16 protein-coding genes and 1 riboswitch are annotated in these 15,501 nt (G+C 39.0%); of the genes, 10 read left to right on the forward strand and 6 right to left on the reverse strand.

Annotation, left to right across the window (positions count from 1 at the left end; genetic code table 11):
• The first annotated feature begins 16 nt into the window (after positions 1–16).
• Positions 17–850, forward strand: a complete 834-nt coding sequence (locus QWZ01_RS06530) for a maleylpyruvate isomerase N-terminal domain-containing protein (protein WP_290322491.1) — start codon at positions 17–19, stop codon at positions 848–850.
• Positions 851–1,319: 469 nt separating this feature from the next.
• Positions 1,320–2,696 (forward strand): OmpA family protein, encoded by a 1,377-nt coding sequence (locus QWZ01_RS06535; protein ID WP_290322492.1) that lies wholly within the window; start codon positions 1,320–1,322, stop codon positions 2,694–2,696.
• Between the two features lie 92 nt (positions 2,697–2,788).
• Here QWZ01_RS06535 and QWZ01_RS06540 read toward each other — a convergent pair whose 3' ends face one another.
• Together QWZ01_RS06540 and QWZ01_RS06545 are read right to left on the reverse strand one after the other, a co-directional pair.
• A complete protein-coding gene (locus QWZ01_RS06540; RefSeq protein WP_290322493.1) occupies positions 2,789–3,172 on the reverse strand; it encodes an SRPBCC domain-containing protein in 384 nt (127 codons plus the stop codon).
• A 36-nt stretch (positions 3,173–3,208) separates the two neighbouring features.
• Complete coding sequence (locus QWZ01_RS06545; protein ID WP_290322494.1) at positions 3,209–3,799, reverse strand: acetate uptake transporter; 591 nt, start codon at positions 3,797–3,799, stop codon at positions 3,209–3,211.
• Positions 3,800–3,904: 105 nt separating this feature from the next.
• Between QWZ01_RS06545 and gpmA the strand changes: the two genes are divergently transcribed.
• Positions 3,905–4,594, forward strand: coding sequence for a 2,3-diphosphoglycerate-dependent phosphoglycerate mutase (gpmA, locus tag QWZ01_RS06550; protein WP_290322495.1), 690 nt, complete (start codon positions 3,905–3,907; stop codon positions 4,592–4,594).
• Between the two features lie 59 nt (positions 4,595–4,653).
• On the opposite strand, the gene QWZ01_RS06555 is transcribed toward gpmA, so the two are convergent.
• The 3 genes from QWZ01_RS06555 to QWZ01_RS06565 all read right to left on the reverse strand — a co-directional run bounded on the left by QWZ01_RS06555 (position 4,654) and on the right by QWZ01_RS06565 (position 8,416).
• On the reverse strand, positions 4,654–5,889 hold the full coding sequence (locus QWZ01_RS06555; RefSeq protein WP_290322496.1) for a homoserine dehydrogenase: 1,236 nt from the start codon (positions 5,887–5,889) through the stop codon (positions 4,654–4,656).
• On the reverse strand, positions 5,889–6,944 hold the full coding sequence (locus QWZ01_RS06560) for a homoserine O-acetyltransferase family protein (protein ID WP_290322497.1): 1,056 nt from the start codon (positions 6,942–6,944) through the stop codon (positions 5,889–5,891). Before QWZ01_RS06560 ends, QWZ01_RS06555 begins: the two co-directional genes overlap by 1 nt.
• 146 nt (positions 6,945–7,090) lie before the next feature.
• Positions 7,091–8,416, reverse strand: coding sequence for an O-acetylhomoserine aminocarboxypropyltransferase/cysteine synthase family protein (locus QWZ01_RS06565; RefSeq protein WP_290322498.1), 1,326 nt, complete (start codon positions 8,414–8,416; stop codon positions 7,091–7,093).
• Between the two features lie 249 nt (positions 8,417–8,665).
• Positions 8,666–8,776, reverse strand: a riboswitch (SAM riboswitch).
• A 200-nt stretch (positions 8,777–8,976) separates the two neighbouring features.
• Here QWZ01_RS06565 and QWZ01_RS06570 point away from each other — a divergent pair.
• Positions 8,977–9,261 carry a hypothetical protein gene (locus tag QWZ01_RS06570; protein WP_290322499.1) on the forward strand — a complete coding sequence of 95 codons (285 nt, stop codon included), beginning with the start codon at positions 8,977–8,979 and terminating at the stop codon, positions 9,259–9,261.
• Between the two features lie 76 nt (positions 9,262–9,337).
• Positions 9,338–10,045, forward strand: coding sequence for a hypothetical protein (locus QWZ01_RS06575; RefSeq protein WP_290322500.1), 708 nt, complete (start codon positions 9,338–9,340; stop codon positions 10,043–10,045).
• On the opposite strand, the gene QWZ01_RS06580 is transcribed toward QWZ01_RS06575, so the two are convergent.
• On the reverse strand, positions 10,042–11,157 hold the full coding sequence (locus QWZ01_RS06580; RefSeq protein WP_290322501.1) for a trans-sulfuration enzyme family protein: 1,116 nt from the start codon (positions 11,155–11,157) through the stop codon (positions 10,042–10,044). The genes QWZ01_RS06575 and QWZ01_RS06580 overlap by 4 nt on opposite strands.
• An 83-nt stretch (positions 11,158–11,240) precedes the next feature.
• Between QWZ01_RS06580 and QWZ01_RS06585 the strand changes: the two genes are divergently transcribed.
• The 5 genes from QWZ01_RS06585 (at position 11,241) to QWZ01_RS06605 (ending at position 15,462) form a co-directional block, all read left to right on the forward strand.
• Positions 11,241–11,765 (forward strand): hypothetical protein, encoded by a 525-nt coding sequence (locus QWZ01_RS06585; protein ID WP_290322502.1) that lies wholly within the window; start codon positions 11,241–11,243, stop codon positions 11,763–11,765.
• 94 nt (positions 11,766–11,859) lie between these two features.
• Complete coding sequence (gene mqnE, locus QWZ01_RS06590) at positions 11,860–13,053, forward strand: aminofutalosine synthase MqnE (protein WP_290322503.1); 1,194 nt, start codon at positions 11,860–11,862, stop codon at positions 13,051–13,053.
• Positions 13,054–13,145: 92 nt separating this feature from the next.
• Complete coding sequence (locus tag QWZ01_RS06595) at positions 13,146–13,769, forward strand: histidine phosphatase family protein (RefSeq protein WP_290322504.1); 624 nt, start codon at positions 13,146–13,148, stop codon at positions 13,767–13,769.
• A gap of 14 nt (positions 13,770–13,783) precedes the next feature.
• Entirely contained in the window at positions 13,784–14,527 is a 744-nt protein-coding gene (locus QWZ01_RS06600; protein WP_290322505.1) for a menaquinone biosynthetic enzyme MqnA/MqnD family protein, read from the forward strand.
• A gap of 128 nt (positions 14,528–14,655) precedes the next feature.
• The gene (locus QWZ01_RS06605) at positions 14,656–15,462 is read left to right on the forward strand and encodes a glucose 1-dehydrogenase (protein ID WP_290322506.1); all 807 of its coding nucleotides are present in this window, start codon (positions 14,656–14,658) and stop codon (positions 15,460–15,462) included.
• Positions 15,463–15,501 lie beyond the last annotated feature (39 nt).

Below are 15,501 nucleotides of genomic sequence, written 5' to 3' on the forward strand. Positions count from 1 at the left end.
TTGAATACAATTTTTAGTGAGCAGAGAAATACCCGTAAAAACAGTACACCTTTTTCCTGTACTGGATCAGTTACTTATTGATCTGCTCAATTCATTATCTTCGGATGACTGGAGTAAGTCCACATTAGCCAAATTGTGGAACGTAAAAGATATTGCTGCTCATCTTTTAGATGGTAATGTACGTGCGTTATCTTCCAGGCATCAGTTTGTTAATGAGGAGCAACCCATAATCAATTCTTACCATGATTTAGTTGATTACCTCAACCAGCTAAATGCAACATGGGTAAAAGCTATGAAAAGGGTGAGCCCTCCAATGCTCACCCAATTATTACAGGTAACAGGTAAACAATACTGCGAATACATTGCCTCATTAAATATGTTTGAAACTGCCAGGTTTTCTGTAGCCTGGGCAGGAGAGGAGCATTCCTTAAACTGGTTCCATATAGCCCGTGAGTATACCGAAAAGTGGCACCATCAACAGCAAATACGTGAGGCAGTAGGCAAACAAGGGATAATGCATAGAGAATTGTTTTATCCATGTATTGAAACTTTTATGTATGCCTTACCTTATACATACCGCAATGTTGAGGCTGAAAATAATACTGTAATCGCGATAACCATTTCAGGGAATGCCGGCGGCAATTGGTATCTTCAAAGAGAAAACGATGGTTGGGTATTAAAAACCGATAAAAATAAACCAGCAGATGCACAGGTAAAAATGAGCCCCGATATCGCCTGGAAACTCTTCACTAAAGGTATCACATCTGATTTTGCTTTCAAAAATTCCATAACAGGCGGAGATGTTAAACTTGCAACTCCAATATTTAATATGGTTTCTGTTATGGTTTAATTGTATTTAATATATAATATTATTTATTATAATATATATTATATATAATCGCCTCGGATTCAAAAATCCTCATAATGTCATTTTTATCGAAATTTCATCTAAATTTCATCTTTATTATCTAAATAAAATTCATTCAGTTTACTTATAGTTAATAGAAAACAAAAACTTAATAATCATAAAAATATATATTTTAATACAAACTGTACTATTTTTAACTCATTAACCATTTGGTACAAAAAGTTAGTATTGTTAAATTATCGTAGGCTTTACAATGCGTTATCGATTTACTAAACATAGGGCTTTAAATGGTGGGTTATCAGTTGGTTATGGTAAATTTTTAGCTTAAGCCGCATTTCAATTAATGATGATTTACAGTCAAGTTAGCATTTGAATAATTTTGATGGCATTGATGTTGTCTGTTAGGTGGTACGGTTTACCGAACAGTAAACCTTTAATTAAACAGAACAATATGAAATCAAATTTTAAAAGAGCCACACTACTACTATCAGGACTTATGGTAGGTGGTAAACTATTCGCTCAAACCCCCGACTCTACAGCTACCGGTACTGATTATGTAAAACCTTTTTCAGGAGGCAACCAGTTGCGTACATGGTCTGTAGGTGTTCATGGCGGCATGTTAACTCCTTATACTATTTTTGGAACAAATGGGAAGCAGGATTTTAAAAACCCAACCGAGCAACTTGGTTATGGTGCCTACATTAAGGATCAAATATTACCATCATTAGGTATCCAGGCTGATTTCCTTAGAGGTAAAGTAAAATCAAATAACAGCCAGCCCGATGTAAATGGCAACCCGGTTTTTACGCAGTATACTACAAACATTAATTGGTCGGCAGCGTTAAGCGCTAATATTACATTAGCTAATATTAACTGGCGCCACGATAAACCATTTATTCAGCCTTATTTAACAGTGGGTGCGGGTACAATGAATTATACGCCTAAGGTTACTTATGCTGACGGACAAGAGGTTAATTTCAAAACAGGCGATAAAGCTTCTATCAATGAGATCTTTATTCCAGTTGGTGTAGGTTTGAAGTTTGATATTGCACCCGGTGTAAATCTTGACTTGGGTTATTCAGTTAACTTTGTTCAGTCTGACAATTTTGACGGATATAACTACGGAACCACCAACGACAGATTTTCTTATGCTCACATCGGTTTAGAGTTTGCTTTAGGTAGCCGCAAAAAGCCACAAATGGCAACACACAACCCGGTATCATCTATGCGTAAGGAGTACATGTGGGAAAATCAACAAACTAAAACTTTATTACAGCAACAAATTGACGCAGAAAAAGCCAGAAACGAACAATTACGAAATGATCTGAACACTACTAATGCAAGCCTTGCCAAATTAACTACTGATAGCGACGGAGACGGTGTTGTTGACGTGAACGACAAATGCCCTAATACGCCATCAGGTACCAAAGTAGATGGTTCTGGTTGCCCACTTGCAAAACCGGTTATTTATGTAACTGAAGAAGACAAGAAAGTTGTGAAAGACGCCATCAAGAATCTGGAGTTTGATCTGGGTAAATCAACAATCCGAGCTCACTCTTTACCAAGTTTAGATAGAGTAGCACAATTGCTTATCGACAAAAACTTTAGTCTGAAATTAGCAGGACATACCGATAATACCGGTTCTAAAGATTTGAACATGAGATTATCAAAAGATCGTGCAGAATCAATCAAATCATACCTGGTAAGTAAAGGAGCCAACGCATCACGTATTGAAGCTACCGGTTATGGTCAAAACCAACCTATTGCTTCAAACAAAACTGCTGCTGGCCGTCAGGCTAACCGTAGGGTTGAGTTCACCTTATATTAATAGAAACGTTTCTTTACAGAAAATCTCTATAAGTCAAAAGCCGCTCTAATTGAGCGGCTTTTGTTATTTGTCCATTTCTTATTAATAATTTTTTATTCGCCTTCAAAAAAGTCTATCAGGCCACCCATGTAGGTGCTATTCCATCCATCAACCATATCATCAAAATCGCCATCGGGAATGTTGGTATGCCTCAATTCAACCGACGATCCTTTTTTATCAGGATGAATTTTAATAGTTACGATAGAATTATCCGACTGGCCATCAAAGTACCATTGCTGTACTATTTTTTTATTGGGCTCAAATTCAAGGTTTTTACCGGTAATGCTGCCTTCCCACATAGAAAATTCAGACCCGGGTTCGGTTGACATTTCTGCAACTTCGCCTGTCCATAACTCTATCGTAATAGGGTTCGTGATCGCCATGTAAATTTCTTCTGGCGTGGCCGGTATATAGTAATATTTTTTTAAATCTTTCACCCTCGCAATTTAGCAGAATTAATTTTAGCTTTTAAATTAAACATTCACCGGACCTAATGGCAGCACAACCCTGCCATAAACCTCGTTTAACACATTGGCAATGCCTGCATATATAGCTGATGCACCGCAAATTATGCCCTCATAACCGGCCAAATGTTTTATGCTGCTATTGCCTGTAGCGTCGCCTGCTACCAATAAAAAGAATAGGATAGTTAAGGAAGCGAAAACAAATTGCAGCGCCCGGTTTAGTTTTAAAGTTCCAAAAAACAACAGAAAAGTAAAAACGCCCCAAACACTCAAATAAGCACACATGGCTCCTTCAGAAGGTGCAGTGCCCCAGCCTAACTTAGGCATCACGAGCAGGCCTACCAATGAAAGCCAGAAAAAGCCATAGGAAGTAAAGGCAGTTAGGCCAAAGGTATTGTTCTTTTTGGCTTCAATAATACCGGCAATAACCTGGGCAAGGCCTCCATAAAATATGCCCATGGCTAATATCATGGTGTTTAACTCAAAAAAGCCAGCATTATGAATATTTAATAAAATGGTGGTCATGCCAAAGGCGCAAAGACCAAGAGGAGCAGGGTTGGCGGTACCATCCTTTACGGTTACAGGTGTAGTTGGGATCATGATAGATATAAGTTTGTAATTGGTTTATGAGGGCAATCTAATTGATTTATGAATATTAAACAAATTTTAGAACCCAACAACTACTTTTGCGTTAAGTAAATACCTATGCAAAAAATAGTATTGATACGCCACGGCGAAAGTATCTGGAATCTTGAAAATCGCTTTACTGGTTGGGAAGATGTGGATTTGTCAGAGAACGGATACCTACAGGCTAAAAAAGCTGGCCAGATATTAAATAAAAACGGTTATAATTTTGATGCCGGATTTACATCCTATTTAAAAAGATCGATAAAAACCATGCATTTTGTATTGGAAGAACTTGATCATTTATGGATACCTGTTGAAAAATCATGGCGTTTGAACGAACGCTTCTACGGCGATTTGCAAGGGATGAACAAAGATGATGCTATAGCAAAATATGGCTTAAGCCAGGTGCAGAAATGGCGCCGTGACCCAAATGAGCATCCGCCCGCAATAACCAAGGAAGACCCAAGATACCCCGGGCACGACCTACGGTATCAGCATCTGACAGAACGTGAACTACCGCTTACCGAAAATCTGAGCGAAACAATGGATAGAGTACTGCCTTTCTGGAATGAAAGAATAGTAAATGCTATGCGCCGTAACCAAAAAGTAATTGTGGTAGCACACGGTAACAGCCTGCGTTCCCTGATAAAATATATCGATCACTTGAGTGATGAGGAAGTAACAGAATTGGAAATCCCGACGGCAACGCCCTGGGTGTATGAGCTTGATCAAGGGCTTAACCGTATCAGGCATTATTATTTAGATTAGCTGCAATAAATAAGGCTCCTTTCGGGAGCCTCATTTATTACAAACAACAAAAGAGTCAACTATAAAACTTCGGCTGCTTGCTTTGATGCCGATGCTAAGCTTACCCCCGTTAACTGATCGGCAAAGGCTATAAATGCCCCACTTTCAGATATACGGCGTTGGTTATTGATCAGATTTTGCAGATTTACTTTTCCGATAACAAATTTATAATTGCCTGAATAATAGCGCTCATGAATATATTCAAAGCCTAATGCATCAACCAGGTTTTCGTCATCATAACGCAGGTAAATGTTTAACTCAATATCATTGGTAAAGTTAAGATCTGTTTTTTCCTTGGCCTTTTTATACTCGTACTGATAATTATAACGCAATGCAGCTATATCAGACAGCACAGCTGAACCTGTTGGATGGCCACCCGCTCCCTTGCCAAAAAAGAATTGCTGATCGGCAAAAGCAGCTTGCACAGTTACGCCATTATATTCATATTCTACATTGTATAAAAATTCTGTTTCGTTTACAAACTTTGGTAACACGAACAAGGCCACGTTACGTTCGTCAAGCTCTTTGGCTACCGGAACCAGTTTTATCTTAAGATTTTTTTCACGGGCATATTGCAGATCTTGTGCACCCAGATTTTGTATCCCGAGGTTAAAAACATCTTCCGGCTGTACGATTACGCCATAAGCGTGAGCAGCAGCAATTACCAATTTGTATTTAGCATCAAAGCCACCAACATCACTTGTTGGATCTGTTTCTGCAAAACCCAAATCCTGAGCTTGTTTTAAGGCGCTGTCATAATCAAGACCTTCAATAAATCCTTTAGAAAGTATATAATTTGATGATCCGTTAAAAATGCCGCTTATCGAGTGTAGTAACTCATTGTCATAATATTCTTCCAAGTTACGGATAATGGGGATACTACCGCAAACCGCGCCCTCGTATAATAATGAGGTACCATATTTATGCTGTAGTTCAATTAACTCCTCTAAGTGAAGAGCTATCATCTTTTTACTGGCCGAAACTACATTTTTACCAGAGCTTAGTGCACGTGATACAATTTCAAAGGCTGCTTCAGTATCATTGATCAGCTCAACAATGGTATTGATCTCCGGGTTGTTAAGCAGTTCATCCTTGTCTGTAGTAAATAAGTGAGCCGGTAAGGAGCGCTTTTTATGCGGATCTTTTATGGCGAATTTTACTATTTCGATGTTTAAATTTTTTGTTTTGACGATGTCATACAATCCCTGCCCAACTACTCCGAACCCAAATAATCCAATATTTAACTTTTTACTCATTACGCTGTACGTTGCAATTCTATAATTTTTCCTTTTACATCTGTTTTAAAAAACGATGTGATAATATTTGTTAAAGCTTCTGTGTCAATCAAAAATCCGTCATGTCCATAAAACGAATCCAACTCTGCAAAGGCCGATTTTGGTATGTGCCTAAACAGGTAGTCCTGCTCCTCAATAGGAAACAAAATATCGCTTTTAATACCAATAACCAAGGTACGTGCCTTGATGAGACTTAATGCCTTTTCAACACCGTTGCGATTGCGGCCCACGTTGTGTGAGTCCATGGCTTTAGTAAGGTACCAATAGCTGTAGGCATTAAACCTGTTCACCAATTTTTCGCCCTGATAGTTTTGGTATGATGTTGCCCGATAGTTATCAGTTGTATCGTCACCATCTTCCTGCTGGGTTATAGAATATGGCTTATAACCACGGTAGGAGAGCAGGGCAATGCTCCTGGCTGCTTTAAGCCCCTTGTCACCGCCGTTTGGCGCATTGGAGTAAAATGTACGGTCGGTACTAATAGCCAGTCGCTGTGATTCATTAAAGGCGATACCCCATGGTGAGTGACGAGCGTTTGTAGCTATCAAGATAAGATTTTTTATGCGCTCCGGCTCAAAAATACTCCACTCAATAGCCTGCTGCCCTCCAAGAGATCCTCCTATAAGAATATGGATATCATCTATTTGCAGATGATCTGCCAATAACTGATGTGCCTTTACCATATCTCTGATAGTAAATTGAGGGAATGCCTGATAATAAGGTTGACCAGTTACCGGATTAATGCTGAGTGGGTTGGTAGTGCCATATGGCGATCCTAATATGTTAGCGCATACTATAAAATGCTCTTCCGGGTTAAAAATACTTCCAGTGCCCACAAAACCCTTCCACCAGTCAAACACATCGGCGTTGGCAGTAAGGGCATGGCATATCCATACTACATTATCTTTTTGTTTATTCAGCCTGCCGTATGTATGAAAACCAATTTCCAGCTCATTTATCTGCTGGCCTAATTCCAGTTCAAATGTTTGTGTGTACTTAAATATTTCTGTGTTCATTCCTTTGTTTTGTTATTCCGGGAGCAATTGGAGTAGTTTTGATTTTGAGTGACGAGTTTTGAGTTTATTTTTTACCTCAAAACTTACCACTTATTACTTTCTACCAATTGCATCCCGTTATAACTTTACTATATCACTTAAAAAAACTATACTAATTCTTTATTTAGCTGTTTTATTTTGGCAAATGCCTGTTCAAAATCAGCTTTAATATCATCTATATGCTCTATACCTACAGACACGCGTAATGATGCCGGTGTAACTCCGGCAGATAATTGTTCTTCGTCAGAAAGCTGCTGGTGCGTGGTTGCCGATGGCTGAATGATCAGCGTTTTGGCGTCACCCAAATTAGCCAGGTGGCTTACCAGTTGTAAACTATCTACAAAATCACTTGCCTGTTGCTTATCACCTTTAATTTCAAAGGATAAAACACCGCCAAAACCATTTTTTAAATACTTTTTAGCCAATGCATGGTATGGGGATGATTGCAATCCCGGATAATTAACAGATGCTACCTGGGGGTGCTGTTCAAGCCATTTCGCAAGTTCAAGCGCGTTATCTACATGGCGCTGTACACGCAATGAAAGTGTTTCTAATCCCTGAATATTAAGCCATGAATTAAAAGGCGCCTGTGCCGGCCCAAAGTCGCGCAAGCCCTCCACACGAGCCCTGATTATATATTGGATGTTACCAAATGGGCCGCCGATGCCAAATACATCACCGAATACTAAACCATGATAACCTTCAGATGGTTCTGTAAATTGTGGGAACTTCCCATTAGCCCAGTTGTAATTACCACCATCAACAATTACACCGCCTATAGTAGTACCGTGCCCACCGATCCATTTAGTAGTTGATTGTACTACCACATTCGCGCCATGATCAAGCGGACGGAAAAGGTACCCTGCTGCACCAAAAGTATTATCAACAATTAGCGGCAAGTCGTATTTTTTAGCTAAAGCACCAACCTTATCAAAATCGGCAATGGTAAAGCCTGGGTTGCCTACAGTTTCCAGGAAAATAGCCTTTGTTTTATCATCAATCTGCACCTCAAGGCTTTCAGCTGTATCGTCTTTAGCAAAGCGAGCCTCTATACCAATGCGTTTGAAGGCTACCTTAAACTGATTATAAGTACCTCCGTATAAAAATGGGGAGGTAACAAAATTATCACCAACCTGAAGTATATTATTTAAAGCCAGAAACTGTGCTGCCTGGCCCGAACCTGTTGCCAAAGCAGCAACACCTCCCTCCAAAGCTGCTATTCGTTTCTCAAAAACATCAGTAGTGGGGTTCATGATGCGGGTATAAATATTACCAAACTCCTTCAGGGCAAATAGATTAGCGCCGTGTTCTGAGTTTTTGAAAACGTATGAGGTAGTTTGATAAAGTGGAACCGCGCGAGCACCTGTGGTTTGGTCAACCTCCTGACCTGCATGTAATTGAAGGGTTTCGAATTTTAAATTGCTGGTAGACATAGTTGTGAAGTTTGAAATGTGTTTAATTAATTTTTATTGATTTGATGGATTTTAGCAAACTGGTAAGGATATTACCGGTAATTACAACACGCATTTTTTCGGGAAAGAAAAATATAAACGTGTTAGGTCAATCAACTGCAGCAACACATGCACATATAGCTAATATTCAGGCTAATATATGATGCTGTACCGTTTAAAGGTTGAGAAATGCTGCTTGTAGAAATTTTAACTAAACTTTTCATGGTTATAAATTTATATTCCCCGGGGTTATTTTCCGGGACAGGAATTGGCACCTTCTCCAAATTAGGAGGGTTGCCAGCGGGTCTTTGAGCCTGATCTCTCGCCGCTTCTTTATAAATCAAAACCCGAACTATTGCGGAGATTTGATCATGGTATTGCTACCAAATATTGTTTCAAATATAAGGTGATATTACTTAAAATACCAAATTTTATTTTAAAAGAGTATAAATTCGGGACTTCAGTATATGTTTTTCATTTTCTGAGAAGAGCAAAATACTTTAATATATTTGCTTGCATTAAAGTAAATCGCTTGTAACCTTATGTCTAAAACATTCTTATTTATACTGTGCTTACTATTTTTTAAGTCACAGGTTTATGCACAGACTCCTGATTCAATTTCTAAAAAGTTAGTAATAAATGGGTTTTGCTTATGTAAATCCACTTTATCCGACTTGAAAGAAATTGATAAAAATTTGAAAGAGATTTCCGTTGAAGAAATGGATTTACCTTTAAACTGTTATGGAAAAGACTCGCGGTTTATAGCCGGAAGAGGTTATGCTTTATCAAAGCAACCCGGAATGATTTCAAAAAGATCAAACATCTGATTTTATTAGTAAGATAAGGCTAACAAAGCAATTTGTCGGAAAACTACCTGATGGCACATTTATAAATTTAAGTAACATGATATTAAAAGATGTATTTAAATTATACCCTAATTTAAAAGATGCATGGGGTTCAAGAGGATGTTCCAATTACTGGAACTTTTCGAGTAACGCTATATCGTTTTATGTAAAGATAGACTCTACAAAGAAGCAGCAATTTCCAATTGATGAAGCTTATTATATGAATAAGCCTGTAGAGGCTGTGGATATAACACTATCTTGCTATGATACACAGAAAGCAGATTCTCACATTGCAGAAGTAACGGAAGTAAGTAGTGACCCGGTATTTTTTATTGACAGTGTAAAAGTTAGTAGGGCAGACCTGCTTCGTTATGATCCGAATGATATTGCAACAGTTACGGTATATAAAGACACAAGTGAAATTAAAAAATTAGGAATTGATGCTAAATTCGGATTAATATATATTGAAACTAAAATATTTGATATAAATCGCTATCAAAAGTACTTTAGTTCAAAATCACCTGAATATGCAAAACTGATAACCACAATAAAAAGTTCTCAAATTCAATATATTTTAAACAAAAGAGTTCTTAACAGCAATTATGAAGGTGATCTTGCAGCAATCAATGACAAAATATTTAAAGGATTGACTATTATCAACAAACAAGAATTATCGAATAAATTTGGAATCACCGATAAAACATATGGTGTAATCATTAACTCTGATGTTCCATCAAATTTATATAAAGGAAACAGCAAATTTTAACTCAGCGCTTGTTTAAGGTCGGCTATTAGATCTTCGATATGCTCCAACCCAACTGATACCCGGAGAAGGTTTCGTGGTGTTCTGGTATCCGGGCCCTCAACTGTTGCCCGGTGTTCAATCAGACTTTCAAGTCCACCCAAACTGGTTGCACGGGTAAACAGCTGTAACTTATTGATCACGTTGTGGGTGTCTTCTTCATTTCCTTTAACAATAAATGATAGCATGCCACCAAAGGCCAGCATTTGTTGTTTGGCTATACCATGTTGCGGATGCGATGTTAAACCCGGGTACATCACACGTTCAACAGCAGGGTGCTGATCCAAATACTCGGCCAAAAGCTGCGCATTATGAACATGCCCTTTAACCCGATACGGCAATGTTTTAATACTGCGTACCAGCATATAACAATCCATAGGCGAGGGGATGGCACCACCCATTTCCTGCACCTGCCGTATTTTTAGCCACCAGTCCGTTTTTTCAGCAGTAATTAATGCACCACCCATCAAATCGCTGTGGCCGCCAAAATATTTGGTAGCAGAGTGCATTACCACATCGGCCCCCAGGCTAAGTGGCTGCTGGCATATTGGTGTAGCAAAAGTATTATCGCAAACCACTTTAATACCATTAGTCTTAGCTATAGTTACAACAGTTTTAATATCGGTTATTTTAAGTAATGGGTTTGATGGGGTTTCAATCCAAATTAAACCGGTTTCGGGTTTAATATGCTGTTGTAATGTATCAACATCATTAACGTCAATAAAATCAAAAGTTAAAATGCCGGCAAACAGATTTTTAAGCTGGTTACGCAGCCCATGGTACATATCGTCGGGAGCAATAATGTGCGTACCCGGCGGCAATGATTGAAACACTGCCATACCGGCAGCATTACCTGATGAAAAAGAAGCAGCATCAACACCACCCTCCAGGCGGGCCAGCACACTCTCTAACGATGCACGGTTGGGGTTTGATGACCGGCTATAGATATGTCCACCAGGAAAATCGCCATCAAGGCCACGCTCAAACGTGGTTGATAGTATAATGGGTTGTATTACCGCTCTTGATGATTCATCTGTATGGTTACCGGCGTGGATAGCTATAGTTTCTGTTTTCATATTCGGGCAAATTAAACAAGATTATCTTAGATGAGGTGTAGCGGGGCAGATATTTTTTACGTAATATTTTAAAAACCTTGACCATGAAAACTTTACATATCCCGCTTATTGTTATTTTGATGCTCACATGCAGCTGCAAAAAAGATGAAATATCCGGGAAACAGGATGATCTGAATAATAGCTATAAAATTTGGCTGAGTTATAAAAGCAGCATCCATAATTCGTACAGTTATACGCAATCATACGGTTCTGTTTTTGGCTATAACACAGAAATAAAAACAGGGATAAAAAATGGGGAGTTTATTTCAAGGGATCTGATTTTAACAAGATATTACCAGGATGGCAGCGGTAAAAAGGACACTTTAAAGCAATGGCATGAAGATGTTTCCAATTTCAATACGCATGGCATAGCAGCGGGTGATCTGGTGACTATTGATGATATTTATGAGCAATCCCGCAAGGTTTATTTAAAGGTCGATGTCAAAAAGAACATGGTTATTTTTGAAGCTAATAATAACGGAATATTGTCAAGTTGCGGCTATATCCCTAATGGCTGCCAGGACGATTGCTTTAACGGTTTTAAAATCACCTCCATTTCTCCTCTGTAAATTGAATGTCATTACTTATGCCCGCTTATTGTAAACAACATGTTATAAGGTGTAGTTTTATGCTTTTTATTACATTTGCGCAAAGTTTTTTTCCATGGAAGCTGAAGGTAATTTACAGTTATTATTGCAAAATCAGGACCTATCTGCTGATTTAAAGCACATTGCCGAAAAAGTACTCAACAATGAACGTATTAGTTTTGATGAAGGTGTTGTGTTGTATGAGCAGGGCGATCTCGGTTACCTTGGCGTTTTAGCCAACTACATTCGCGAAAAAAGGCATGGTGATAAAACCTACTTCAATCGTAACTTCCATATCGAGCCAACCAACCTTTGCGTTTATGATTGCAAATTTTGCTCTTATTCGCGTTTGCTGAAACAAAAATCAGAAGGCTGGGAATACACCATGGATGAGATGTTTGGTATGGTTACCAAATATGATGGCGAACCGGTTACTGAGGTACATATAGTAGGCGGTGTTTTACCGCAATATGATGTGCCATTTTATCAGGAGCTTTTTAGCCGTATCCGCGCCCATCGCCCGGAATTGCATATTAAAGCTTTAACCCCTGTTGAATATCATTACATTTTCAAAAAAGCCAAAATTGACTATACAACAGGTATGCGCCTGATGCAGGAAGCTGGTTTAGGATCTATACCTGGTGGCGGCGCTGAAATATTTCATCCTGAAGTACGTGATCTTATTTCCAAAGACAAATGTACTGGCGACCAGTGGTTAGCTATTCACGAAGAATGGCATAAGCTGGGTGGCCGATCAAACGCTACCATGTTATATGGTCATATTGAAAAATTCTGGCACCGGGTTGATCATATGGAACGCCTGCGTCAGTTACAAGATAAAACAGGAGGCTTCCAAACGTTCATTCCGCTTAAATTCCGTAATCAGGATAACCAGATGTCGCATGTACCGGAATCAACTGTAGTTGAAGATCTGCGTAACTATGCCATTGCCCGTATTTACCTGGATAACTTTGATCATATCAAGGCTTACTGGGCCATGATCAGCAGAACCACGGCTCAGCTTTCATTAAATTTTGGTGTTGATGATATTGATGGTACACTTGATGATACTACCAAAATATATTCAATGGCAGGCGCTGAGGAACAACATCCAGGCATGAGCACCAAACAGTTGGTTGAACTGATAAAAAATGTAGGCCGGCAACCCATTGAACGCGATACATTATATAATGTAGTAACCGACTTTACAAATTTTGAGTTTCCGGAGGAAAGCAAACCGCAATATTATAAATTGCCGGTAATAAATTAAGTTTAAAGCAGAAGGCTAAAAGCTTAAGAATATAATCAATAAAGCAGACAATGCTTTATGCCTTTGGCTTTTAGCTTTAGGCTTAAAAAATAATGATAGAAAAAACCTTATATATAGTACGGCACGGCCAAACAGAACTTAACCGCCAGGGTATTGTTCAGGGCCGTGGAATGGATACCGATTTAAATGATGAAGGTCGCAGACAAGCTTCCCTGTTTTACGAAGCTTATAAGAACGTGCCTTTTGATAAGATTTATGTATCGGCCTTAAAGCGTACTCAGCAAAGTGTTCAGCCCTTTATTGATATGGGTATTCCGTATCAAAAGCTATCAGGTTTAGATGAGCTGGCCTGGGGAATACATGAAGGACAGCCAAGCACTACGCAAAATAAAGCTGCTTTTTTACAGATCATGCGCGATTGGCTTGATGGCCGTTTAGATAGCAAATTTGAAGGCGGTGAAAGTCCTAATGAAGTAGAGATACGTGAGCGGGAAGCATTAGGAGTGATCATGAGCCATCCCGAAGAAAAAAATGTATTAATATGTATGCATGGCCGCGCCATGCGTTTATTACTTTGTATACTTAGCGGCTTACCCCTCACCGCCATGGACACTTTTCCGCACCAAAACCTGGTTTTATACAAAGTTGAATATGATGGTGATAAATTCCAGATCACTGAATTTAATAATGCCGAACATTTAAAACAACAATCCTGAAAGAGAGCGTTTCTGTGAATAAAATACGAATATCAGCTGTAAGCTACACTAATACCAAACCCTTTATATACGGCATCCAGCATAGTGGAATATTAAATAAAATTGAATTGAGCCTTGATATGCCGTCAGACTGTGCTCAAAAACTGATTGATGATGTGGTTGATATCGGACTGATTCCCGTAGCTGCAACCCTGAATCTCCCTCATTGGGAAATTGTATCGGAATATTGCATTGGCGCTGTTGGTGCTGTTAACTCCGTTTTTATTTTCAGCAATTGCGATATTAAAGATGTAAAATACCTGCAGCTTGATCCTGAATCGCGTTCATCAAATAATTTAGGCCTCGTTTTGCTGAAAAACTATTGGAAGGTAAGTCCTGAACTGATCAGGAATGCTGCCGACTATTCACACTCTACCGAAGCTAACACTGCATTTGTGCAAATTGGCGATCGTACCTTCGGTAAAAAAGAACAATACAAATACGTATATGATCTGGCAGAAGAATGGCAAAAGTTCACCGGCTTGCCTTTTATGTTTGCCGGTTGGATAGCTAATAAACCCATTCCTCAGGAATTTATGGATGAGTTTAACGCCGCCCTTAAATATGGACTTGATCACCGTGCCGAGTTATTTGAAGAACTACCTATGCGGGATGATTTTGATCTTCAGGATTACCTGATGCATAAAATAGACTTTGATTTAACAGCAGATAAAAAGAAAGCGCTTTATATGTTTTTAGATTTTATCAAGGAGTTATAATCGTATTAATACTCAAATTATAAAAGAGACGCTATAAAGCGTCTCTTTTTGTTTATACAGATTTAATTTTTAAAACCTTATTGTATAAAATACATTGGTTATATTAAAACATTTAAATCTCGCAATAAATGAACTCATCATCATTAAAAGGACAGGCCGCCCTGGTAACCGGCGGAGATAGCGGCATAGGCAAAGGTGTAGCACTTGCATTGGCTGCTGCAGGTGCAAAAGTTGTAGTCAATTTTGCTCATAATCATGATGCTGCAGAAGCAACAGTAAATGAAATTAAAACCGCAGGTGGCGAAGCTTTTGCAGTTCAGGCAGACGTAAGCAAAGAAAGCGAGGTAAAAGCCATGTTTGCTCAAATGTATGCGAAATACGGCACCGTTGATATTTTAATCAATAACGCCGGCTTACAAAAGGATTCCAAATTTGTGGATATGACGCTTGAAGACTGGAATACAGTGATTAGTATTAACCTTACCGGCCAGTTCTTGTGCGCTCGTGAGGCTGCCCGGGAGTTTATACGCAGGGGAGTGGTTGATGGGTTAAGTCGTGCCGCAGGTAAAATCATATGTATGAGTAGTGTGCATGAGGTTATTCCTTGGGCCGGTCACGTTAATTACGCGGCCAGTAAAGGCGGTATTAATATGTTTATGAAAAGTATAGCACAGGAATTGGCCCCACATAAAATAAGAGTAATGGGTATTGGGCCGGGTGCTATACAAACTCCTATTAATAAGGCTGCCTGGGAAACTCCGGAAGCCCTGGATAAATTACTTACACTTATACCTTATAACAGGATAGGGGTACCCGGTGATATTGGAAAACTGGCGGCCTGGCTGGCATCTGATGAGGCTGATTATATTACCGGTATTACCGTTTTTATGGATGGTGGCATGACTTTGTATCCCGGCTTCGCAGATAATGGTTAAATTAGGGTTAAAATCATGTGAAAAATCGGTTTAGCAAGA

The organism is Mucilaginibacter aquaedulcis, from assembly GCF_030409325.1.
In the GTDB taxonomy this organism is placed as follows: domain Bacteria; phylum Bacteroidota; class Bacteroidia; order Sphingobacteriales; family Sphingobacteriaceae; genus Mucilaginibacter; species Mucilaginibacter aquaedulcis.